This window comes from Anabaena sp. TISTR 8404 (genome assembly GCF_056847745.1).
Window position 1 is genome coordinate 1,919,470 of record NZ_CP180578.1, and the last position, 23,172, is coordinate 1,942,641.

Here is a 23,172-nt window from a genome sequence, read left to right on the forward strand (position 1 = left end):
GTAAACTCTTTCTAAAGATTTATTTTAGATTAAGTATTGTTAATTACACGCTTTTGGTACTCTTGCTCAGTGATTATATCGTGAGTACTTTCGACGCGATCTATAAATACAATTCCATCAAGATGATCGTATTCATGCTGAAAAATCCGGGCTACAAAGTCAGTTAATTCTTGCTTTTGTAATGTACCGTAGCGATCATAATATTCAACTTCAATAGACTGATATCGAGGCACTAATCCTCTAATACCAGGGATACACAAACAACCTTCCCATCCCTTAACAATTTCTGCTGAATGTGACACTATCCTAGGGTTGATCATGGCAGTAGGTTCCATTGTAGGAGCGTTGGGATACCTGGGGTTGGGGCGAGAGGCAACAATAAATAAACGCTGTTTTTCGGCAACTTGGGGTGCAGCAATACCCACACCATTAGCTTGAGCAACTGTGGCAATTAAATCATCAATTAATTTTTGAATTTTTTCGTCATGAATGTTATCAACCCAAGCAGCTTTTTGCCGAATTATCGGATCGCCTAATTGCACAATTGGTAGTAAATCAGCCATATAAAAAACTCCTGTGGTATTTAACAAATAATGAATAAAAAAATCCATAATTAAATAAAAATTGACAATCTGCGATTGTCAACTTTTGCAAACATAGGATTTTCTAATTATTTACATACAATTTTCTTAACCTAAGACACTGAGACATTCACTTCAGACTTCATACTTTACTTAGCTTTCTTGTTGTACGGGTAGAGTTCCAGGACGAACGGTAATTTGAGTAATTTGACCATTGCGCTCTACTTCTATTTGTAAAGGATTACCAATTTGGCTATTTTCCAGAAGCCTTTGTACTTCTTCCACTTTAGTCACAGATTGATTCTCCATGCGTTGAATTACATCCCCTGGTCTTAGTCCCGCAGCGGCCGCCGGAGAGCGAGGGACAATACTAACTAACAACACACCTTTATCTGTCGCCAGAGTAATGCGATCGCCAAATCTATTGTTTATCCTTTCTTTAATTTCTGGTGTGAGCGTCACCATCTGAACACCCAAATAAGGATGATCAACTCGGCCTTTAGTGATTAATTGTTGGGCAATTCTCTGCACTGTGTTGATAGGAATGGCAAATCCCAAACCTTGAGCGCCGCGCAGAATTGCTGTGTTCATCCCAATTACTTGACCACGTGCATTCAGTAATGGCCCGCCAGAATTACCAGGGTTAATGGCCGCGTCGGTTTGTAGATAGTCAACACGCTTGTCACTTGCACCAATATCACTACTTGATCGACCTGTAGCACTAATAATGCCCGATGTCACAGTATTATTCAAACCCAAGGGATTGCCAATGGCAATCACCGCCTCCCCTGGTTGTAAAACCTCAGAATTGCCCAAGGGTATAGTTGGCAAGTTATTGGCATCTATTTTAATGACAGCTACGTCTGTTACTGGGTCTTCTCCCAACACTTGGCCATCAAAAGTCCTGCCATCTTTGAGAGTAACTGTCACTTTGTCAGCACCATCAACCACATGAGAATTGGTCAAAATTTGCCCAGAGGAACTAATGATAAATCCTGAACCACTACCCCGCTCAACTCGTTGTCTAGGTTGTACATCCCGAAAATACCGCCGAAAAAAGGGATCGTTAAATTGGTCGGGAACACGAGATGTAATTGTTCTAGCAGAGTCAATGCGCACCACAGCACCGCCAACATTTTTTACCACTCCCACAACAAAATTGGGATCTCCAGATGATGAGATAATCGGTGGAAGTGCGATCGCTGATTCCGGGTTAGATGTTTGGCGTTCAGAAATTAAAGGCTGATTAGTACGATTTTCAAAGGTCTTGCCCGGTAGAAGGCTACACCCTCCCAGGGAAACCACTGCTACCCCACTTAGCAGCATTAATTTAACACTGTTAGCTCTCTTGCTGAAGCTCCAACCCCAGCTATCAATTGTTTGCACTGTTGTCTTCATGTCTCTTTGCTTCTCCGTGTTGGTCAGTGGGTGGTAGGATCTTGCCTACTGGGTAGTTCCACAATGATTAGAACTCAAAGTTTGCCCTAGGTCTAGAGCATCTGAATGCTAAATTAGTGCTTGCTCATATCTTCTATTTTGGCGATTAGCAGCAAAGGTGATATGTGATGGAAATTTCTCTTGACAGTCTGTGGTCTCAGGTGCTAGAGCGCCTACAGCTAGAATTATCCCGTCCAACCTTTGAAACTTGGATTAAAACTGCTAACGCGGAGCGGTTCGAGAATAATTGTTTAGTCATTATTACTCCCAACCCCTTTGCACGCAATTGGTTACAAAAGTATTACATCAATACCATTGCTAATGTAGTGCAAAGTATTCTGGGGTATCCGGTAGAAATTTACATTACCGTTGCTCAAGGTGATGAAAGTTCTCCAATGGAGAAACGAGAAAATGTTGAGGAATTTCCTAATTCCAGTTTTGTCTCGGAAAGCCTACCGCCAAAAACTCAGACTAATGTGGAATTAAACTCAAAATATGTGTTTTCTCGGTTTGTGGTAGGAGCTAATAACCGCATGGCGCACGCCGCATCTTTAGCTGTTGCAGAATATCCGGGGAGAGAGTTTAATCCTTTATTTTTGTGTGGTGGTGTTGGTTTAGGAAAAACTCACCTGATGCAAGCAATTGGTCATTACCGCTGGGAAATTTGCTCAGACTCCAAAATATTTTACGTTTCTTGTGAGCAGTTTACCAATGACTTAATTACAGCCATCCGCAAAGATAGTATGCAGAGTTTTCGAGAACATTATCGGGCTGCTGATGTGCTGTTAGTGGATGATATTCAGTTTATTGAAGGTAAAGAGTATACCCAAGAAGAATTTTTCCATACTTTTAATACATTACATGAAGCTGGCAAGCAAGTTGTAATTGCTTCTGACCGTCCACCAAATCAAATTCCGCAACTGCAAGAGAGATTATCTTCGCGGTTTTCTATGGGGTTAATTGCTGATATTCAACCGCCTGATTTAGAAACGAGAATGGCGATTTTGCAAAAAAAAGCTGAGTACGAAAATATCCGCTTACCCAGGGATGTAATTGAGTATATAGCGACTAACTACACTTCTAATATTCGGGAATTGGAAGGCGCATTAATCAGGGCTTTGGCTTATATTTCTATTTGGGGTTTGCCCATGACAGTAGAAAATATTACCCCAGTTTTAGAAACACCAACTGAAAAAGTAGCTGCTACCCCAGAGGCAATTTTAGCGGTTGTGGCGGAGACTTTTGATGTGTCTATTGAAGACATCAAAGGTAATTCACGACGGCGGGAAATTAGCTGGGCGCGTCAAATTGGGATGTATTTAATGCGCCAACACACTGATTTGAGTTTGCCAAGAATTGGTGAAGAGTTTGGTGGCAAAGATCATACGACGGTACTTTATAGTTGTGAGAAGATAACTCAACTAAGGGAGAGCGATCGCAATTTAGTTCAAACTCTCAGACAACTTAGCGATCGCATTAACATGACTAGTCGTTCTCAAAAATCATCAAGAAATTAATCTTGAGTTTTCCACAGGCTACACTTTCATCTAGTTAAGGAATGAATTCAAATTATTAAGTTAAGTATAAAAAATGATTAAATTTAAATTCCTCTGTGGAAAAACAATTATTTTTTGTGGAAAAATCTCAACGATTCTGTGGAAAACCTCATCAAGTATAATTACCTTGTGGAAAAACTCTAAAAGTTTTCCACAAGTTTTCCACAGATATTGACAGGCTCAAAGATGATTTCTCAGGACTTGTAGATGCTTTTCCACACTTTCCACAATTTCTGGCTGGAAAAGAGACGGTGGAGGCTAGAGAAGAAAATTTTTGGTGGGTTTTATGTATAAATTACCACATCAAATTTATCGAACTTTTTATCTCGCCTGGATTAAATTGATAAATTTTTATTCTAGACGGACAAAATCACTATAATACTGAGAACTTTACTCTACAGCGAATCCTGATAAATGCCGCATTTTAGGTGTATGAAAACCGATAACAATATCTTGTTTAGGTACACCCATCTCTATCAGTTCTAAAGCAATATCAACTTCTGTTGTATTTTGCTGAATCCAAATTTTTTCATTCTTGATATCGAGGTGCATTATTGGCCCATAAATTCGTTTTTGATTATTCCAACCTACACTAATAATCTGGTAATGGTCATGCTCAGTATCAAAAATTTGCTCAACTTCAACATCACCATAGCTTGGCTTGTAATCGAGATATTTAGTTAATAGTTGCTTGACTTTAGCTCGGTAATCATTTAATTTATCCATTGTTCTATTAACTCCGTATCAACGTTATAAATTATCAACTTTAATTAATTCTCATCTACTACAGTTTGAATAAAAGGCAAACTAAAAAAATCGTTGTAAATTGCTAATGGCACAGCTAGATATAAAGTTCTGCTTGGCTCTTCTACACGTAAGGCGGTACGATAATTAATAAACTGTCCTAATGCCATGTGAAATTCTGAAATCTTTGATGCACTAACAAAATTTTTGATTTCAACTGCTATTTTTTCGTCGGCTTTTTGGGCAGCTATAAGTCTCTGTGCGCCTAAATCAATCTGAATATCCACTCCGCCACACCGAATATTTAGGAGGTCGTCGGTAATTATCCACCCATCTTTTTCTCATGCAGACTTTACAATATTGTGGAATAAATCACGAGCCATAAATTTACAGTACAATCACCGTAATTCTAATACTGATCCAAATCTAGAATGATATAAAAACCAGGAAATAACTTCAACACATACTTACAGGTACTACTGATTTCTTGCTATTCACATTGTACTTATATTGTGTGCTTTAATAGCATACTCTAATATACAACTAAAACAATTATATTTTGTTACAATAAAAACTAAGGTTACAATACATCTTGCAAACACAATACTATTATCTCAACATACTTGCTTGTAATTTACATCATAAGTGGTTGATATTAGAAAATTTATCGTTGAAAACTTAGCTTTACAAACTCGCTCTTGTGGGTTTTAAAATTTAAATCTCTTAACTTCAATTTTTTCAGACGAAAAAAAGATACTGCACTCTTTGACCTATAACTATGAAATTACTTTGCTCTCAAAGCGACCTCAGTACCAACCTCTCCCTTGTTAGCCGTGCTGTACCTTCACGACCGACTCATCCGGTGTTGGCAAATATACTTTTACAAGCGGATGCAGAAACTAACCAAGTCAGTTTAACCGCCTTTGATTTGAGTTTAGGTATTCGGACTAGCTTTAGTGCGGAAGTTTGGCAAGGAGGAGCGATCGCACTACCTGCTAAACTCTTAGTTGATATCACTTCTCGTCTGCCGGAAGGGGAAATCACCTTAGATGACGAAGCCTCAGACGCATCTACAGGGGAAGGTTTAATTGTCACTCTCACACCAAAAAGCGGATATTACCAATTACGCGCCATGAGTGCCGAAGATTTTCCCGAACTCCCGATAATTGAAGATGCAGAACCAATTCATTTAACCACAGCCGCCTTAATTGAAGGACTGCGAGGTTCATTATTTGCCACTAGTGCTGATGAAACAAAACAAGTTCTGACAGGCGTGCATCTGAGTGTGAAACAAGACATCCTCGAATTTGGCGCGACTGATGGACATCGCCTCGCAGTCGTCGAAACTACCAACGAGCGTCCTTTAGCTGGTAGTGGTCAATTAGAAGTGACAGTACCCAGCAAAGCCTTGCGAGAACTAGAACGGATGTTGGCGCATAATGCTGCTGCGGATGATGCGATCGCTTTATATTTAGATCAAGGTCAAGTTGTCTTTGAGTGGCAAAATCAACGCTTAACTAGCCGCACCTTAGAAGGGCAATATCCCGCATATCGACAACTTATTCCCCGTCAATTTGAGCGACAAGTAACAGTTGACCGCAAACAATTTTTAAGTACTTTAGAACGAATTGCGGTATTAGCTGATCAAAAAAATAATATAGTTAAGCTCACCATTGATAACGCCGCCCAAGAATTAACATTATCTTGTGAAGCTCAAGAAATGGGCAGTGGCCGAGAGTCAATGCCTGCGGAAATATCAGGAGAAGATATAGAAATTGCTTTTAATGTGAAATATCTCATGGAAGGTTTAAAAGCTTTGCCATCTTCGGAAATTCAAATGCACATTAATCAAAACCTTACTCCAGTGATTTTTACACCCCTTGGTGGTTTAAAGATGACTTATTTAGCTATGCCTGTGCAATTACGCAGTTAAAAGTGATAAATCGATAAAAAAGCTGTTTTGAGTTGACATCTATCTAAAGATAGAATTTTTACAAATTATGAATATTTATGCGATCGCCATCTCAAAAATGCTTAAATAGGAGTAATGAATAATACACAAAAAACAGATTTACTGAAGGCGATCGCTTATCCTTTTTTAGATACAGCGCGACTGTTAAATAAATACCAACGCCAAGGCAAATCTACCCCTTTGGTTAAACCAATCCGGGTAGTCTGAATTAAAGTTAGATGTCCCTTTTCTAGCTGTTGTTGAAACTCAGGATGGCGATGTTCTAACCATAGCGGTTGACCAAATTGTAGCGGTGTTGCATTCAATGTCAGATCAATTTTCAAGGCGCGGCAAAGTTTACCCGGCCCAGCAGCAATGCGATGAGGTTTGAGTTTTTCTTTATGGTCAACCCAGATTGGTACTTGATCTAACTCAAGGGCGCGGAGAAGCACAGCACTAGCTACTCCATCTTGGTCGGTGACAACGTTGAGACAGTAATAGACCCCATAAATTAAGTACACATACACCTTACCAGCAGCACCAAACATCACCTGATTGCGAGTAGTCCGACCACGATAAGCGTGCATTGCCGGATCATCTGGTGCATAAGCCTCTGTCTCGACAATTAGTCCACGTACAATACTGCCATCCGACATCTGCCGTACTAAAGTACAGCCGATAAGTTCAGGTGCTAGTACAGTTGAGGGACGACTCAGCCAATTTACATCAATGTAAGCTGTCATACTTTGAAAGAGAACTAGAGGCTAGGGACTAGTATTTCTTACTCAGCACTCAGCACTTCAAGTATGGATACTTTGCCGAATGGGAACTTCAATCCGAAATTCTGATCCTTGACCTGGCTGAGAATCGCATTTAAAAATACCACCGTGCTTTTCTACCACAATTTGGTAACTAATTGATAGTCCCAAACCTGTACCTTTGCCTACTGGTTTAGTTGTGAAAAATGGGTCGAAGACTCGGTTTTTGACAGCTTCTGGTATTCCTTGCCCATTGTCTTTGATATAAATCACGACGCTAGGCGTATTTTTGTTCATTTCACCAATAGTAGTGCGAATTGTAATTTGATGTTGATGAGTTTCTGCGGTTGATTCTTGGTGATATTCTAGAGCATCGATCGCATTGCTCAACACATTCATAAATACTTGGTTGAGTTGTCCGGCATAACACTCTACCAATGGTAAATCACCATATTCTTTGATTACATGAATGTCATCACTATCTGATTTTGCTTTCAAGCGATGCTGCAAAATCAGTAAAGTACTATCAATGCCTTCGTGAATATCTACCACTTTCATTTCAGCTTCATCAAGGCGAGAGAAATTCCGTAAAGACATGACAATTTGACGGATGCGTTCAACACCAATGCTCATGGAAGAGAGGGTTTTTGGCAAATCCTCAGAGAGAAAATCTAAATCAATTTCTTCGGCGCGATCGCAAATTTCTAAACTGGGGTTAGGATATTGTTTCTGATAAAGATGTAGCATCCCCAGTAAATCATCAGCATACTCCCGGACATGGGATAAATTACCATAGATAAAATTCACTGGATTGTTAATTTCATGGGCAACACCTGCTACTAACTGACCCAAAGAAGACATTTTTTCGGTTTGGATGAGTTGGGTTTGGGTTGTTTGTAGTTCATGCAAAGCTTCAGCTAGTTGTTCGGCTTGCTGCTTGGTATATGAGAGTAAATCAGCTTGCTCTAATGCTACAGAAAGTTGAGCTGCTACTTGAGTGGCAAATTGAATTTCCGAAGCTTGCCATTCACGCGGTTGGGCGCACTGGTGAATACACAATAAACCCCAAAGTTCATTACCTTTAACTAGTGGGACAACTAAATTAGCTCGTACCTGAATTTTCTCTAGCATGTACAAGTAACAAGAATTCAGACCAGAGTTGTAAATGTCTGTAATTACATGCACTCGTCCTTGGCGGTGAAAGGCAACATATTTTTGCTTAAAGCAAGTATCTTGAATTTTTAAAGCGATAGTAGAGATAAACCCAGGTAGCATATCCTCTGCAACCACTTCACCTGTATCTAGTTCTGCATTAGGATCAAAGCGATAAACTACAACTCGGTCAGCATTTAAGGTGCGGCGAACTTCATGAGCGGTTGCAGTAAAAATTGTCTCTAAATCTAGAGATTCTCTCAGCTTGGTAACTACTTCAAACAATATTTGTCTTTGTTCGGCAGCTTTACGTAAATCAGCGGCTTGCTGTTGAGTTTGCATAAGTAACTCAGCTTGTTGGAGTGCTATCCCTAATTGAGCCGCAATTTGGCTGAGGAAGTTTACTTCTGAAGGTTTCCATTCGCGGGGGCCAGAATGTTGATAAGTGCAAAGTAAGCCCCAGAGTTTGTGACCGATAAAAATAGGAGCCAGTACAAAAGCATGAATTTGATAATGTTCTAGATTGTCTACATGGCATTGGGTAAAGCCCATTTTATAGATATCATCGACCGCAAATGTTTCGTTATGACGGTAACGTCCTCCTTCTGTGTCTTGGAGGTAAGTATCATTCCAAACTGTATTTACCTGAATTTTGGCTTCATTTGTCCAGTTTGGACTAGCCGCCTCAAAATCTCCAACAAATTCACCACCCCAATCTTTGGTAAAGCGATAAACAGAAACGCGATCGGCTTTAACTAATTGACACACTTCTTTGGTAGTAATTTGAAAAATTGTGTCTGTATTGAGAGATTCACGAATCTTGGCAATTACACCAAATACGGCTTGTTGCTGTTCATAGGTGCGTTGCAGTTCAACTGTGCGCCTTTTTACTTGATGCTCTAAATTAAGGTTAAAGGTTTGTACTTGTTGATAAAGTTCATACTGTTGAATTGCTGAGGCAAAATGTTTAGCGATTTCTCTAGCTAATTCAATTTCTCCTGCTGTCCATTCTTGAGGTTGGGCTTTTTTTAATTCTTTCCATACATCAAAAGATAAACGGGGATATAATTGTCTGCGATCGCGGTCAAATTGACCAGCCCACAAAGTTTCTGTATCTATTTCATCTCGAAAAATACTCAAATACCCGACTAACTGCTGACGGTACTGGAGTGGAATCATCAAAAGGCTGCGAATTTTAGTTGGTTGAAAAGCCAATTGCAAAGTTCGCAAACTTGAAGTTTGATAAATATCGGTAATTGGCCAAATGTCATATTCACCGGACTGATAATGTTCCTGCCAGACGTTATATTGCTCCATTAATGGATAAATAGTTTCTGGCGGAATTTCTGGCTGTTGTCCACAGGTGTAAACCTTAATACAGTTACTCCCTGGAATTAAACATTCGTTGAGACTTTTAACGTTAGCATTGTAAAGCTGAAAAGCATCGTTTCTGATGCACAGTCTGCCACCAGAACCCTTAAAAGCTGCAACAGCTTCTTCTAATGCAGGTTGTAAAACAATGGTAGGAAGTGAATGTAGTAGGGTAGCAATGCGGTTAATCAAACCTTCTCGTTCCGCTTTGGCACGAGCTTGGATGAGAAGATTACTTTGGGCGATCGCCACCGATAATTGATCTACAACCATTTGCATCGCTTCTAGTTCATATTCTGAAATCGAATGCACTTGGGAATTATGAGATACTAACAGTCCCCAAAGTTGATCTTGATAAAAAATCGGCGCTACCACAGAAGACTTGACTCCCATAGCAGTTAAATATTCTGCATGGCAAGGATCTATGGGGCGGTAACGGATATCTTGTGGTTGTAGTTCTCCTGTTTCTAAAGTCGTCACAGGACTGTGACCAATCTGCTGCAACTCAACATTCACAATCGAACGTACCCTAGACTTAATAAAAAGTTCACGGGCGTGAGTAGGAATATCATCGGCGGGAAAATTCAGTCCTAATAGTGAAGGTAAGCGCTGTTCATAAATCGACTCACCAACAACTTGACCAGTGCCATCAGCATGAAATTGATAAATCATTACTCGGTCAGTTCCGAGTAAACAGCGTACTTCTGCTGTTGTCGTTTTAATAATTTCTTCTAATTCTAATGTTTGACGAATACGATTTGTAATCCGGCGCAGGAGACTTTCTTGTTCAGGTCTTGTGCGCAGGTTTGAATCAACTATTGGGGACATTGCTTTTAAATTAAATAAATTTCAGAAAAATAACTAGTCATCGATAAAACTAAAATCATTGTGAAGTTTCTGTAATCTCTTTGTCGACAGTAAAACTACGGTCAACATATAGTAAATACTCCTAGAAGTTTGTTACATATTTTTACATTATTTGGTTTGCAAATAGTTTTATATAAATTTGTGTCTTCTTGATAAAGATTTTGCTGCCAAAAGTTTAAAAAAAGCAGATATTTCGGTGCTTATAAAAAAAGTAGAGATCAGCACAATGCTATATCTCTACTGTGTAGTTTTAATTTCTATCTAAAGTATTATTTACTAGAAAATTAAACTCTGGTATTATCCGCAAAGCGAATTCTTAAATAGTCCTCTTCCATCTTAGCGCCAGCAGGTTGCAGTGCTGCTAAAGCTTGCGGCAGTACAAGGTTACGACGATGGTTGCCAATCGTAATGTTTAACTCATCACCAGTTTTACTCAGTTGAATTTGATTTTTGGGAATCCCTGGTAAGTACAGTTCTAAACTGTATTCGTTTTGTTCTTGCACTACTCTAACTGTTGTTTCTTTGTAGTAAACTTGGCTAGGATCTTCATCTTTGTAGAGAATTTCCTTCAGTCGTTCTAGGGCTGGTAATCCACACATTTCTTCTGAGAAAAGTGGCACTTCTTTAACAGGCAGAGGATGGAAATTTTCGTGAATTTCTTGACGATATTGTTCTTGGTTTTCTTTCCATCGCTGAAAGAATGGATCTTCTACTTCTGGAGGAATAATTCGATTAGCAACTACTAAATCTGTTGCTACATTGTACAAGCTTAAATAAGCATGAGCGCGTAGCGATTCTTTAATCACCATTTTCTCTGGATTAGTGACAAGACGTACAGAGGTTTGAGTATTGTCTGTTAATACTTTTTCCAGCGCTTCTATTTGTTCATAAAACTCGTAAGGTGCATCCATCACCTCTTTGTCGGGTAGAGAAAAACCAGCAATTGGTTTAAAAATTGGTTCCACTAGAGGACGCAGCGCTACTGAAATATTTTGAAACGGTTTGTAAAAGCGGCGCATATACCAACCGCCGACTTCTGGTAAACTCAACAAACGCAAAGCTGTGCCAGTAGGGGCTGAGTCAATGATTAAAACATCAAAATCCCCTTCGTCATAGTGGCGCTTCATTCTTACCAAGCTGAAAATTTCATCCATACCCGGTAAAATCGCCAATTCTTCCGCCTGCACTCCTTCTAAACCTCGCGCCTGTAAAACTTGAGTAATGTAGCGCTTGACAGCACCCCAGTTACCTTCAAGTTCTTGCAGTGCATCCAGTTCTGCCCCCCACAAATTTGGGCGAATTTGTTTGGGGGCATGTTCTAGTTCTAAATCAAAACTATCTGCTAAGGAGTGGGCAGGATCTGTACTCAAAACTAGTGTGCGGTAGCCGAGTTCTGCACAACGAAGTCCCGTAGCGGCAGCAACAGAGGTTTTTCCCACACCGCCTTTGCCTGTCATCAAAATTACTCGCATTATCTCGAATTTATAAGGTTTTTAGCTTGTGAGTCCTCTAAAATGCTCAATTAATGATCAAAGAGGTGGTGGTTAATTTTTCAGCAAGATATTTAAGTGAGAGTTTTAGACTCAATATCTCTGCTTAAAAGATACTCATCTTTTATTATTGCGTAATTTTCCGACTCACAAGTTGCCCAGATCCCAAATTTGCAGAGTAAGTCTGATTTCATAATTCTGGAATAGCCAATCAAGTTTCTAATCCAAAATCCAAAATCCAAAATTGGTATGAGTCTTTACTTCAGCAATCCCATCTCGTATAAACCTTGGCGTAGTCTTTTGGCTTCTGCGGGATTATGCTGTTCGTGCAGCAGAATAGCATTTTTAAAAGCTGTCATACTAGCTTGGAGGTTGCCAACTTTTAGCTGGACTACACCTAAATTTTGATATGCTTCTGCATAGTAAGGATTCAATTTGATAGCTTTTTGATAACAAGCGATCGCATCTGTAAACAAATTCAAAGCCTTTAATGTCATGCCCAAGTTGTAATGCCCAGTAGCAAAATTTGGGTCAATCTTTAAAGCTGTTTCGTAAGCTTTTTTAGCACTATTTAAATCGCCTGCATCTTTCAATAAGTTGCCTAAATTGTTATATGCTCCCAATTTGAGCATGGGATAAATTGGTAATTTAATAGCAGCTTGATAATAAGCAAGGGCTTTTTGCGGATTTTTTAAATGATTATGAGCAATGCCTAAATGATAGTGGAGTTCATATAAAATTTCGTAGTTTTCTTCTGGCTGCATTGTCTGTTGGTTGTCTAGTCCACGCAGGCGGTTTGTGTTTGGAGAACTGATGCTTCCCGTCACTTGATTTAAACCACGTTGCAATAACTCAATACCTTGAGAAATATTCCCAGTTTCAACGTACAGCGCTCCTAATTTGCTACAAACATAAGGATCATTCGGATGAGTGGAGAGAAACTCTAACATTGCGGCTTGAGCTTTGGCATATTTATTATTTTCGGCGATCGCACTTTTTTGATATCCTGTATGCAGAATCGCTACACCTTGTAAATAACCTACTTGCCAACTAGGTTCTTTTTTTAAAATTGCCGCTACACTGTCATCCACTAAAGCATGATAAGGACGTTCAAAACGAATTTCTGGATGATTGCGAAACAATCGAGAAACTAAAGAATAAGGAGATTGGACTGCACCAACTTCTTGGCGAATGAGGTTAATTAAGATATATTCATCACTTTGGATGGCATCCTGCATCTGTGGCACAATGCTAGGTGTCAGCATCTCATCTGCATCTAAGACCAGAACCCAATCACCAGTAACATATTTTAAAGCTGCATTGCGAGCGGCACTAAAGTTATTAGACCATTGAAAATGATGCACTTTAGCGCCAAATTGTTGGGCAATTTCGGGAGTGCGATCGCTAGAACCTGTATCTAGCACTACCATTTCATCTACAACATCTTTAACACTATTCAGGCACTTAGGTAGCGTATTTTCTTCATTTTTAACAATCATGCACAGACTAATACTCATAAGCAAACTTCAAATTATTTACTTTTATTTATTGGGCATAGGAGATGCTACCTATTAAAGAATTCAGAACTCAGAATTCAGAAATTAGACTCAATATAGCAGGCGTGAATGAGTTGCTCACAAATCTACTCCTGACTTTTTCTCTCCACAAGTAGTTTACAAATGCAACAAAATTGCTAAATGTCAACTCTACTGGCTGCCAGTCACCACTTAGGACTTTATTCTGTGCAAAAATCAAGATTAACAAATCAGTGAGTGAATGATTCTCAAAGAGAGGGGAAACTTCATGCTGGGTCAAACGGTCGGGGGACGCTACCAAATTCTTACTCAGTTGGGACGGGGAGGATTTGGCACGACTTTTATAGCTCAAGATATGCAACGACCGGGAAATCCCCAGTGTGTTGTCAAGCTATTTAAGCCACTTGCGAATGACCCCTACACCTTAAATGCAGCTAAACGCTTTTTTGATTTAGAAGCAGATATCTTAGAAATGTTAGGGAAACATGACCAAATTCCCCAATTATTGGCTCACTTTGCTGAAAATGAAGAATTCTTTTTAGTACAAGAATATATTCCCGGTCATGATTTAAAACAAGAACTACCGCCTATCAGTGATAAATTAAGTGAGTCAGCTGTTATTCAGTTGTTAAAAGAGATACTGGTTGTTTTAGCATTTGTTCATCAAAATCATGTCATTCATCGTGACATTAAACCAGAGAACATTCGCCGCCGAGACTCTGATGGCAAGATAGTTTTAATTGACTTTGGAGCAGTGAAACAAATTAGTACCCAAATGACTAACGCATCTGGGCAAACAAGTTTTACTGTAGCCATTGGTACTCCTGGTTATATGCCCAGTGAACAAGCTAATAGTAATCCCCACTTAAGTAGCGATATTTATGCAGTGGGAATGATTGCTATCCTGGCTTTAACAGGTATAAATCCGGCTGCTGGTAGTCATTCCATACCCAGAAACCCAGCTACTGGCGAAATAGATTGGCGAAACAAAGTAAAAGTTAGCCCACAGTTTGCCAGTATTTTAGATAAAATGGTGCGCTATGATTTTCGTCAGCGTTATCCTACTGCTGAGTCAGTCTTACAAGCACTAGAAATGCTGGACAAACCACCATTAACTAAACTACAACAATCTTTGCCTAAAAGATTTGTTATGGGGTTGGGAATTACAGCAGCCGCAGTTGCAGTCGGATTAATAATTTTATCTCAACTTAAAATTGACAGAACCAATTTTCTTAACTACGCTGCTCATGGATTTAAAATTAACTATCCTGAAAATTGGGCAGTACAAGAAACGCCAAATGCGGTCACTCAAGATATAGTGACATTCTTATCACCTAAACAAAGTGATAATGACCAATTTCAAGAAATTTTGACTATTCGGATAGAACCACTTTCTACTACTTTAAACGAGTCTAAAGATTTATTTATTCGGGAAGTGAAAAACACTGTAGATGATGCTCAAATAGAAAGTTCAGGTGAAACAACCCTGGCGAATAAACGTGCAAATCAACTAGTGTTTACAGGTAAAAGTGATGCTAGTCGATTAAAAAATCTTCAAGTTTGGACTTTGCAAAATGATAATGCATACATCATTACCTATACTGCAACAGTAGAAGACTATAATAAATTTTTACCAATAGCAGAAAAAATGATTCAATCTTTTGCAATTAAATAAAAGATTTAGAGGATGTCTCAAAAGTCAAAAATTATACTAATAACCTCCCCCCGAAACGGAGAGAGGCTTTGAAACCCTCATTCCCTCGTGAGTGTTGGGGGCGAGGGGGTTAGGTTTTTATGATTTTGATGTTAGCGACAATACTTCTCAGACATCCTCTTATAGCAGGTGAAAGGTAAGCTAATCGTCATTTAAATTGCACTATTTGCCTGGTAGTAAAAGCTGCAAACCCTCTCCCTTATTCTGCAAAGACGCTAACGCGAACGGCTGCGCTCAGGGCAAGTCGCTCAGTAGACCTCTTGCAAAAGCAACTTTTGCAAGAGTCATGGAACAGAAAGAACTTGGGGCTATTCCCCGTTCCCCGTTCCCTGTTCCCGACTTCTGCAAGAAGTGGGGTAACCATCATGTGCAGCTTCCCAGTGAATTGGTATCACTTACTTGAAATATTTTGGATCTATAGCTTTAAAGCAATAATTACCATCAGTAATTATCAATTATTTCAAGTATTTTATGTTTACATAACGACATATATTATTTTTCTAATAGTTTGCATAAACAATGACTTATAGATTTTTGTTGAAATGTGGTTTTTGCATCTCAATCATTATGTAAAGTTAATAGTTATCATCAATAACTACGCATACATTACGAATATTCGTTCACTTGATTGATCACAATAAATTTTTACTTATATTATTAATCTAATATTTATTTAAGATTGAGTGGTTCGAGTTAACAAATTTGGCATTAAAACCTGTAAACTAAATTTCAATGAATTAAGTGATCCCCAAACAACGCCTGAAAGCCCAAGTAATCTAAGCAACCAATTATCTTGCTAGTTAATTCCATGAGTCTTTTACCATCGGTAATTGGCTGGAATTGACTTGTTTGAATATAACTCTAAATCATCCTGTGACTGCCACAAGCGAAATCATATTCTGCTTGCGTTAATTTTCATGCCTAAAAAAATTAAATCCAGATTTGAGGAGATAATATGTCAGATTTTTTCAACCAAATTTCTCGCCGTAAATTCATATTAACAGCTGGAGCATCTGCAAGTGCTGTGTTTCTGAAAGGCTGTTTGGGAAATCCTCCGGAAAATCTGACTGGTGGTAGTTCGCAAGCAATACCAACTGCTCAATCTGTGGTGAATTTGAGTCCTGAACAAACACCAGAAACTACAACAGTTAAATTAGGATATGTTCCGATTGTAGAAGCAGCGCCTTTAATTATTGCTCAAGAAAAAGGCTTTTTTGCTAAGTATGGTATGACCAAGGTAGAGCTTTCTAAACAAGCTTCTTGGGGTTCAGCGCGAGATAACGTAGAAATTGGTTCGGCTGGTGGTGGTATTGATGGTGGACAATGGCAAATGCCAATGCCACATTTAATTACCGAAGGTTTGATTACTAAAGGTAATCAAAAAATCCCGATGTATGTGTTGGCGCAGTTAATTACACATGGGAACGGAATTGCGATCGCCAACAAACATGTAGGTAAAATTGGTCTGCAAGTTGCTCAAGCTAAGTCTCTGTTCAAAGAACTTAAATCTTCTACACCCTTCACCGCCGCCCAAACTTTTCCCCACGTTAACCAAGACTTTTGGATTCGCTATTGGTTAGCCGCAGGTGGTATTGACCCTGATGTAGATGTGAAATTGCTGACTGTACCCGCAGCACAAACTGTCGCCAACATGAAAACCGGGACAATGGATGCGTTCAGCACTGGCGATCCCTGGCCTTATCGAATTGTGAAAGATAAAATCGGCTTTATGTCCGCATTAACCGCAGAACTTTGGAAGTATCACCCGGAAGAATACTTTGCAATGCGGGCTGACTGGGTTGATAAAAATCCCAAAGCAACAAAAGCACTGTTAAAAGGCATTATGGAAGCGCAGCAGTGGTTGGATAACTTTGACAACCGCAAAGAAGCAGCGCAAATCTTGGCTGGGAGAAATTATTTCAACTTACCTTCACCCGATATTCTAGCAGAACCATATCAAGGTAAATATGATATGGGTGATGGTCGCAAAATTGATGATAAATCAATGGCTGCTTATTACTGGAAAGATGGAAAAGGTAGCGTTTCTTATCCCTATAAGAGTCATGATTTGTGGTTTATCACTGAAAGTGTTCGCTGGGGATTCTTGCCCAAAGATTACATTACCAATAAGGCAGCTAAGGCAACCGAACTAATTAATAAAGTTAACCGCGAAGACATTTGGAAAGAAGCTGCAAAAGAAGCAGGTATTGCTGCCGCTGACATCCCCACAAGCACATCTCGCGGCGTAGAAGAATTTTTTGATGGCGTGAAGTTTGACCCCGAAAATCCCGAAGCATATCTCAAGAGTCTCACGATTAAGAAAGTGAGTGTTTAAAAGTGCTGAGGAGCCAGTTCGTTGCGAGGGGAACTGGCGTTGCTGAGTAAGAAAGAAAAGTGACTTTCAGCTTTATCTGCGTTTATCAGTGGTTCATTATTCATTCTCAAGGGAAACAAAATCTATGACATTAGCCCAAAAAAGAGCAGCCAGCCCAAAGTTTGATAACGGTTTTATCTCGCAGCTACAAAAACAATTTCCGAACGTTATACCGCCAGCGATCGCAATTTTAATCTTCCTCGTACTTTGGCAACTATTTTCTTGGACTCCTGGCGCAACATTACCAGGGCCAATTCAAGTAGTGCAAGATACTTGGGTATTAATTTTCTGGCCATTTTATGACCGAGGCGGTATTGATAAAGGTCTGTTTTGGCAAATCTTAGCTAGTTTGCAACGGGTGGCTATTAGTTACTCACTAGCTGCGGTTTTTGGGATTGGCTTGGGCATTTTGATTGGTGTGAATAAAACCATGTCCAAGGCTTTAGATCCATTGTTTCAACTACTACGGACTGTGCCTCCTTTGGCTTGGGTTCCCATTTCTTTGGCTGCACTCCGTCAAAATGAACCAGCTGCATTATTCGTAATTTTCATCACCTCAATTTGGCCAATCTTAATTAATACCGCTGTTGGTGTCACGCAAATTCCCCAAGATTACAACAACGTTGCTAAAGTTCTGCAACTCAGCCGCAAAGAATACTTTATTAACATTTTGATTCCCGCTGCTTTACCTTATATTTTCACCGGATTAAGAATTGCCATTGGTTTGGCTTGGTTAGCGATTATCGCCGCCGAAATCGTGATGTCTGGTATTGTCGGCATCGGCTTCTTTATCTGGGATGCTTACCAAAATAACGACGTAAGTGAAGTAATTTTGGCTCTAGTTTATATCGGTGTAGTTGGTTTATTACTCGATAAATTCATGGCTTGGTTGCAAAACCTGATTTTACCAGCAGAACAAAAATAAGTATGAAGGATGAAGTATGAAGTCTGAAATTTATTTTTCCCACTTCATACTTCACACTTCAGACTTCCCACTTCACACTTCAGACTTCACACTTCACACTTCATACTTTAAAGCCATGTCAGTATTCGTTGCTGTTGATCAAATTGATAAGGTATTTAATTTAAGTGGCGGCGGTCAATATATTGCTTTAAAAGGTATTGATCTGCAAATTAAAAAAGGTGAATTTGTTTCTTTAATTGGTCACTCTGGTTGCGGTAAATCCACTCTATTAAATATGATTGCGGGTTTGGATTTGCCGACTGATGGTGTGGTGACGCTGCAAGGAGAAAGAATCACTAAGCCAGGGCCAGACCGGATGGTGGTATTCCAAAATTATTCGCTGTTACCTTGGCGGACTGTGAGAGAAAATATTGCCTTGGCGGTGGATTCGGTAATGAAGGGTTTACCTGCGGCAGAACGTAAGGCAATTGTAGAAAAACATATAGATATGGTGGGTTTGCGTCCCCATGCGGAGAAACCACCAGGAATGTTATCGGGTGGACAAAAACAACGGGTAGCGATCGCACGTGCTTTGGCAATTCGTCCTAAACTATTACTGTTAGATGAACCCTTCGGTGCGTTGGACGCTCTAACACGGGGTAACTTACAAGAACAGTTAATGCAAATCTGCGAAGAAAACGAAGTCACAGCCGTCATGGTGACTCATGATGTAGACGAAGCTGTGCTGTTGTCTGACAGAATTGTCATGTTGACCAACGGCCCCGAATCTAAAATTGGCGACATCTTAGAAGTTGATATCCCTCGTCCCCGCAAACGGATGGAAGTTGTCGAACACCCCAGCTACTACAGCTTGCGGAGTGAGATGATTTACTTCCTTAACCAGCAAAAACGGATTAAGAAAATTCGGGCGCGGAAAACAGCTGCCATTTCCCGTCATGGTTTAGAAAAAGTTAACTTAGAAATTGGCTTCTTACCCCTCACCGCCTGCGCCCCCCTCGCTGTCGCCAAAGAAAAAGGTTTCTTTGCCAAGCATGGTTTAGATGAAGTCAACTTAGTGCGGGAAACCAGCTGGCGCGGTATCGTGGACGGTATTACAGGCGGTTATTTGGATGCAGCCCAAATGCCTTCTGGGATGCCAATGTGGTTAACCTTGGGCGGGAATAAAAACCAACCCCTCCCGGTCGTTACCGCCCTCACCATGACCCGCAACGGTAACGCCATCACCTTAGCCAAGCGCTTTTATGATGAAGGTGTCCGCACCTTATCTGACTTCAAAGATTACTTACTCCGCACCCGCGACCAACGCCACACAATGGGCGTAGTCCATCCCGCCTCCATGCACAATATGCTGCTACGTTATTGGTTGGCGGCTGGTGGTATTGACCCTGATACGGATGTGGATATGCACATTATTCCACCCGCCCAGATGGTCGCTGATTTGCAAAACAAAAGTATTGACGGTTATTGCGTGGGTGAACCTTGGAACTATCGCGCCGCCGTGGAAAATGTCGGCTTTACCATCGCCACAGACTTAGAAGTTTGGTTAGGACACCCCGGTAAAGTTCTCGGTGTGCGGGAAGATTGGGCAGAAATGTATCCTAATACCCATATCGCCTTAACCAAAGCGTTGTTAGAAGCTTGCCAATACTGTGCAAATCCCCAAAACGTCGAAGAAGTTAGAACAATTGTGGCGGGGAGAGATTACGTCAGCACTGATTTAGAGTACATCCAGCTAGAAGACCCGAATAACCTTACTTGCGACTTAGACCACCCCCTACGAGACTACGCCCATCACCAGTTTTATTCTGAGTCTGCTATTAACCGCCCCAGCCGCACAGAACAAATTTGGATTATGACTCAGTTGGCGCGTTGGGGTGATACTCCCTTCCCCAGAAATTGGGTAGAAGTTGTGGAACGAGTTTGTCGGGTGCGGGTTTTCAGCACCGCCGCGCGGGAATTAGGTTTAGATATTAGCTACACTCGCCAACCGATTCAATTATTTGATGGTACTCCCTTTAACGCTGATGATCCTATTGCCTACCTCAACAGCTTGGAGATTAAACGCGACTTTTCTATTGCCGAAGTCATCCTCGACTCACCCGTTAGAAGAGTTGCGTAACTGACGGTTGAGTATTTGAACTTCATCGCTGAAGATAAAAGGTTCACTCGCCGAGTTCTGAACTTCATTGATGGAGATAAAAGGTTCACTCGCCGAGTTCTGAACTTCATTGATGGAGATAAAAGGTTCACTCGCCAAGTTCCGAACTTCATTGATGGAGATAAAAGGTTCACTCGCCGAGTTCTGAACTTCATTGATGGAGATAAAAGGTTCACTCGCCGAGTTCTGAACTTCATTGATGGAGATAAAAGGTTCACTCGCCGAGTTCTGAACTTCAGCGATGAAGATAAAAAGTTCATTCACGAAGCTCAAAAATTCAACTTTAACATCAAGTTCACGGACAAACCTAACCCCTCAGCCCCCTTCCCTACAAGGTAAGGGGGAGAAATCAAAGCCTCTCTCCTCGCAGGAGAGAGGTTTGGAGAGAGGTTTTCGAGAACCATGAAAAGTCAGGTTTTCCCCAAGTAATTTCACACTTCACACTTCATCCACCGCCATGCAAAACCGTAATTTGTCCACCGTCACCGACACTTCTAGAAGACCATTACCAACTCTGGGCGACAACAGTAGATGTTTCCTCGAAATCAGAGACGTTAGCAAAGTTTATCCCACCAAGACAGGCCCCTTTACTGTGCTTGATGGTGTTAACCTCAAGGTTAATCAAGGTGAATTTATTTGTGTGATTGGTCACTCTGGCTGTGGCAAATCTACACTGCTAAATATGGTTTCTGGTTTCAACTTTCCCACAACTGGGCAAGTATTACTCGAAGGTCAACCTATCACCAAGCCAGGCCCAGACCGGATGGTTGTGTTTCAAAACTACGCCCTGTTACCTTGGCGAACTGCATTTGAAAATATTTACTTGGCTGTTAATGCAGTTTACCCCAACAAAATGGAAGCAGAGAAACGGGCAATTGTCCGAGAACATTTGGCAATGGTGGGACTGGCTGACGCGATGGAGAAAAAGCCCATGCAAATGTCCGGCGGTATGAGACAGCGCGTTTCTATTGCCCGTGCTTTGGCTATTCGCCCGAAAGTGCTAATTTTAGATGAACCTTTTGGGGCGTTAGATGCGATTACCAAAGAAGAATTGCAGGAAGAACTGCTAAAAATTTGGAACGAGAATCGCTGCACAGTGTTAATGATTACCCACGACATTGATGAGGCGTTGTTTTTAGCAGACAAGTTAGTGATGATGACCAATGGCCCTCACGCCAAAATTGGTGAAGTTATGGAAATTCCTTTTTCTCGCCCCCGCGATCGCGCCCGCATCATGGAAGATCCACAATATTACAAGCTGCGGAATTATGCTTTAGACTTCCTGTTCAACCGTTTTGCCCATGATGATGTGGGTTAGTAAATTTATCCCGACGACACAGGTTAGCTACATAGCAAAAGATAAAAGGTATAGTAATTTTACCTTTGATCTTTTGCTTTCTTTTTTACCCAGTTTCTACCATCAAATACTATGTCCTCAGCATTTGATTCATCTTTAGCGAGTGCCAGAATTAACAAGTTTTGGGAACTATCTGCCAGATTTGGGCAAGAGGATAGTGCAAAAAACATTTACTTGAATGAGATTGTCAGCGATCGCTATACTTTGGTTAACGGTCTGCAAATCCTCCGAGATGAATTACAATTTGCTGGCGCTAGTATTTCAGATTTAAAAGCTTGTGGTGCAGATTTGAGCTTGCCCAGTGTGGTGACAACTTTGGCATATACTAACTGTGGCGATCGCATTCATCAAGGAGAGTCAACTAGAAATTATCGTGATGTAGTTGCTTCCCGGTTTGCCACCTTATCAGAAATTGGTGAGTTAAAAACAGAAACGTTTTTCCCCACTGGTGGCGGTACTGATGATGGTGCAACTTTAGCCCACGTCACCATTGCCCATCAATTAGATGAAAATTGGCGTACCCAAATTTATGAAGGTAATTCCCAATCCTTTGTTCTCGCCGCCATAGATTTAAAAACCCATGTCGGACGTTTAGATTTAGGCGAACAAATCATCTACGGCAAAACTCAAGAATCTCTTTGGCGAGAACCACGTGCAGCTTGTGGGGCAATTGTCGGCGCACTGACACATTTCAATCCCCGGAACATCGTCCATCAACGCCTACGCCGTGACATCGGCGAAGACAATTATCAGTTTCTCTCTTCCCGTCAGATTTTGGCTGATGATGGTACAGATATTACAATGGCTGTTGCCGCTGCGATCGTTGCCATTCGCGGAATGGAAAAAACAGCCATAGCTTTAGGTAAAGAAATGGACGAAAGAGGTATGGCGCATCTTACCGCTACAACTACTGTCAATGTCCCTTTCCGTGATGACCCAGTAATTTATCTAGCCAGAGCTACTGTATTTAACGGTATAATTCGCATTCAAGGTCTAGGAGCAGATGCTAGTAAATACAGCGGTAAAATACTTAATCATGAAGGCACAAAACAATTGCAGCTAATTTACGATGACCTCGATAACGATAACTTGCCCATCGAAGAAATTCCTTATAAAACCAAAAAACCTGTTACAGCAGCAGATGATCATCACTTGGAAACTACTGTTTTGACAGTGGGAAGTGGAGAGTAGGGAGTAGAGAC

Annotated in this window: 16 protein-coding genes and 1 pseudogene; 8 read left to right on the forward strand and 9 right to left on the reverse strand. The window is 40.6% G+C overall.

Going from position 1 to position 23,172, the window contains the following annotated elements:
* Positions 1 to 29 precede the first annotated feature (29 nt).
* Positions 30 to 563 carry a peptide deformylase gene (gene def, locus ACMX3D_RS08280; protein ID WP_482750946.1) on the reverse strand — a complete coding sequence of 178 codons (534 nt, stop codon included), beginning with the start codon at positions 561 to 563 and terminating at the stop codon, positions 30 to 32.
* Positions 564 to 734: 171 nt separating this feature from the next.
* Complete coding sequence (locus ACMX3D_RS08285; protein ID WP_482750947.1) at positions 735 to 1,979, reverse strand: HhoA/HhoB/HtrA family serine endopeptidase; 1,245 nt, start codon at positions 1,977 to 1,979, stop codon at positions 735 to 737.
* 167 nt (positions 1,980 to 2,146) lie between these two features.
* Here ACMX3D_RS08285 and dnaA point away from each other — a divergent pair, with 167 nt between their 5' ends.
* The gene (gene dnaA, locus ACMX3D_RS08290) at positions 2,147 to 3,535 is read left to right on the forward strand and encodes a chromosomal replication initiator protein DnaA (RefSeq protein ID WP_482750948.1); all 1,389 of its coding nucleotides are present in this window, start codon (positions 2,147 to 2,149) and stop codon (positions 3,533 to 3,535) included.
* Between the two features lie 429 nt (positions 3,536 to 3,964).
* Here dnaA and ACMX3D_RS08295 read toward each other — a convergent pair whose 3' ends face one another.
* Positions 3,965 to 4,300: an element excision factor XisI family protein gene (locus ACMX3D_RS08295; protein ID WP_482750949.1), complete on the reverse strand. Its 336-nt coding sequence runs from the start codon at positions 4,298 to 4,300 to the stop codon at positions 3,965 to 3,967.
* Between the two features lie 44 nt (positions 4,301 to 4,344).
* Positions 4,345 to 4,701 (reverse strand): annotated as a pseudogene (locus tag ACMX3D_RS08300) (XisH family protein).
* Positions 4,702 to 5,096: 395 nt separating this feature from the next.
* Here ACMX3D_RS08300 and dnaN point away from each other — a divergent pair.
* Positions 5,097 to 6,251 carry a DNA polymerase III subunit beta gene (gene dnaN, locus ACMX3D_RS08305; protein ID WP_482750950.1) on the forward strand — a complete coding sequence of 385 codons (1,155 nt, stop codon included), beginning with the start codon at positions 5,097 to 5,099 and terminating at the stop codon, positions 6,249 to 6,251.
* A 155-nt stretch (positions 6,252 to 6,406) separates the two neighbouring features.
* On the opposite strand, the gene ACMX3D_RS08310 is transcribed toward dnaN, so the two are convergent.
* The 4 genes from ACMX3D_RS08310 to ACMX3D_RS08325 form a co-directional block, all read right to left on the reverse strand.
* Complete coding sequence (locus ACMX3D_RS08310; RefSeq protein WP_482750951.1) at positions 6,407 to 7,012, reverse strand: DNA-3-methyladenine glycosylase; 606 nt, start codon at positions 7,010 to 7,012, stop codon at positions 6,407 to 6,409.
* Positions 7,013 to 7,069: 57 nt separating this feature from the next.
* Positions 7,070 to 10,378 carry a GAF domain-containing protein gene (locus tag ACMX3D_RS08315; protein WP_482750952.1) on the reverse strand — a complete coding sequence of 1,103 codons (3,309 nt, stop codon included), beginning with the start codon at positions 10,376 to 10,378 and terminating at the stop codon, positions 7,070 to 7,072.
* Between the two features lie 323 nt (positions 10,379 to 10,701).
* The gene (locus ACMX3D_RS08320; protein WP_482750953.1) at positions 10,702 to 11,889 is read right to left on the reverse strand and encodes a TRC40/GET3/ArsA family transport-energizing ATPase; all 1,188 of its coding nucleotides are present in this window, start codon (positions 11,887 to 11,889) and stop codon (positions 10,702 to 10,704) included.
* 275 nt (positions 11,890 to 12,164) lie between these two features.
* Positions 12,165 to 13,424, reverse strand: coding sequence for a glycosyltransferase (locus tag ACMX3D_RS08325; RefSeq protein ID WP_482750954.1), 1,260 nt, complete (start codon positions 13,422 to 13,424; stop codon positions 12,165 to 12,167).
* Positions 13,425 to 13,710: 286 nt separating this feature from the next.
* On the opposite strand from ACMX3D_RS08325, the gene ACMX3D_RS08330 reads away from it, so the two are divergent.
* From ACMX3D_RS08330 to ACMX3D_RS08345, 4 genes are all read left to right on the forward strand, one after another.
* A complete protein-coding gene (locus tag ACMX3D_RS08330) occupies positions 13,711 to 15,117 on the forward strand; it encodes a protein kinase domain-containing protein (RefSeq protein WP_482750955.1) in 1,407 nt (468 codons plus the stop codon).
* A gap of 994 nt (positions 15,118 to 16,111) precedes the next feature.
* On the forward strand, positions 16,112 to 17,491 hold the full coding sequence (locus ACMX3D_RS08335; protein ID WP_482750956.1) for a CmpA/NrtA family ABC transporter substrate-binding protein: 1,380 nt from the start codon (positions 16,112 to 16,114) through the stop codon (positions 17,489 to 17,491).
* A gap of 124 nt (positions 17,492 to 17,615) precedes the next feature.
* Positions 17,616 to 18,455 (forward strand): nitrate ABC transporter permease, encoded by an 840-nt coding sequence (gene ntrB / locus ACMX3D_RS08340; RefSeq protein WP_482750957.1) that lies wholly within the window; start codon positions 17,616 to 17,618, stop codon positions 18,453 to 18,455.
* Between the two features lie 115 nt (positions 18,456 to 18,570).
* Complete coding sequence (locus tag ACMX3D_RS08345) at positions 18,571 to 20,574, forward strand: ABC transporter ATP-binding/substrate-binding protein (protein WP_482750958.1); 2,004 nt, start codon at positions 18,571 to 18,573, stop codon at positions 20,572 to 20,574.
* Here ACMX3D_RS08345 and ACMX3D_RS08350 read toward each other — a convergent pair.
* Positions 20,551 to 20,886 (reverse strand): hypothetical protein, encoded by a 336-nt coding sequence (locus ACMX3D_RS08350; RefSeq protein WP_482750959.1) that lies wholly within the window; start codon positions 20,884 to 20,886, stop codon positions 20,551 to 20,553. The genes ACMX3D_RS08345 and ACMX3D_RS08350 overlap by 24 nt on opposite strands.
* A 184-nt stretch (positions 20,887 to 21,070) precedes the next feature.
* Between ACMX3D_RS08350 and ACMX3D_RS08355 the strand changes: the two genes are divergently transcribed.
* Together ACMX3D_RS08355 and ACMX3D_RS08360 are read left to right on the forward strand one after the other, a co-directional pair.
* Positions 21,071 to 21,931: a nitrate ABC transporter ATP-binding protein gene (locus ACMX3D_RS08355; RefSeq protein ID WP_482750960.1), complete on the forward strand. Its 861-nt coding sequence runs from the start codon at positions 21,071 to 21,073 to the stop codon at positions 21,929 to 21,931.
* A 111-nt stretch (positions 21,932 to 22,042) separates the two neighbouring features.
* Positions 22,043 to 23,161, forward strand: coding sequence for a hypothetical protein (locus tag ACMX3D_RS08360; RefSeq protein ID WP_482750961.1), 1,119 nt, complete (start codon positions 22,043 to 22,045; stop codon positions 23,159 to 23,161).
* Positions 23,162 to 23,172: the final 11 nt, after the last annotated feature.

Coding starts and splice junctions, on each gene's coding strand:
- def (WP_482750946.1), bottom strand. CDS start 563: ATGGCTGATTTACTACCAATTGTGCAATTAGGCGATCCGATAATTCGG.
- ACMX3D_RS08285 (WP_482750947.1), bottom strand. CDS start 1,979: ATGAAGACAACAGTGCAAACAATTGATAGCTGGGGTTGGAGCTTCAGC.
- dnaA (WP_482750948.1), top strand. CDS start 2,147: ATGGAAATTTCTCTTGACAGTCTGTGGTCTCAGGTGCTAGAGCGCCTA.
- ACMX3D_RS08295 (WP_482750949.1), bottom strand. CDS start 4,300: ATGGATAAATTAAATGATTACCGAGCTAAAGTCAAGCAACTATTAACT.
- dnaN (WP_482750950.1), top strand. CDS start 5,097: ATGAAATTACTTTGCTCTCAAAGCGACCTCAGTACCAACCTCTCCCTT.
- ACMX3D_RS08310 (WP_482750951.1), bottom strand. CDS start 7,012: ATGACAGCTTACATTGATGTAAATTGGCTGAGTCGTCCCTCAACTGTA.
- ACMX3D_RS08315 (WP_482750952.1), bottom strand. CDS start 10,378: ATGTCCCCAATAGTTGATTCAAACCTGCGCACAAGACCTGAACAAGAA.
- ACMX3D_RS08320 (WP_482750953.1), bottom strand. CDS start 11,889: ATGCGAGTAATTTTGATGACAGGCAAAGGCGGTGTGGGAAAAACCTCT.
- ACMX3D_RS08325 (WP_482750954.1), bottom strand. CDS start 13,424: ATGAGTATTAGTCTGTGCATGATTGTTAAAAATGAAGAAAATACGCTA.
- ACMX3D_RS08330 (WP_482750955.1), top strand. CDS start 13,711: ATGCTGGGTCAAACGGTCGGGGGACGCTACCAAATTCTTACTCAGTTG.
- ACMX3D_RS08335 (WP_482750956.1), top strand. CDS start 16,112: ATGTCAGATTTTTTCAACCAAATTTCTCGCCGTAAATTCATATTAACA.
- ntrB (WP_482750957.1), top strand. CDS start 17,616: ATGACATTAGCCCAAAAAAGAGCAGCCAGCCCAAAGTTTGATAACGGT.
- ACMX3D_RS08345 (WP_482750958.1), top strand. CDS start 18,571: ATGTCAGTATTCGTTGCTGTTGATCAAATTGATAAGGTATTTAATTTA.
- ACMX3D_RS08355 (WP_482750960.1), top strand. CDS start 21,071: ATGCAAAACCGTAATTTGTCCACCGTCACCGACACTTCTAGAAGACCA.
- ACMX3D_RS08360 (WP_482750961.1), top strand. CDS start 22,043: ATGTCCTCAGCATTTGATTCATCTTTAGCGAGTGCCAGAATTAACAAG.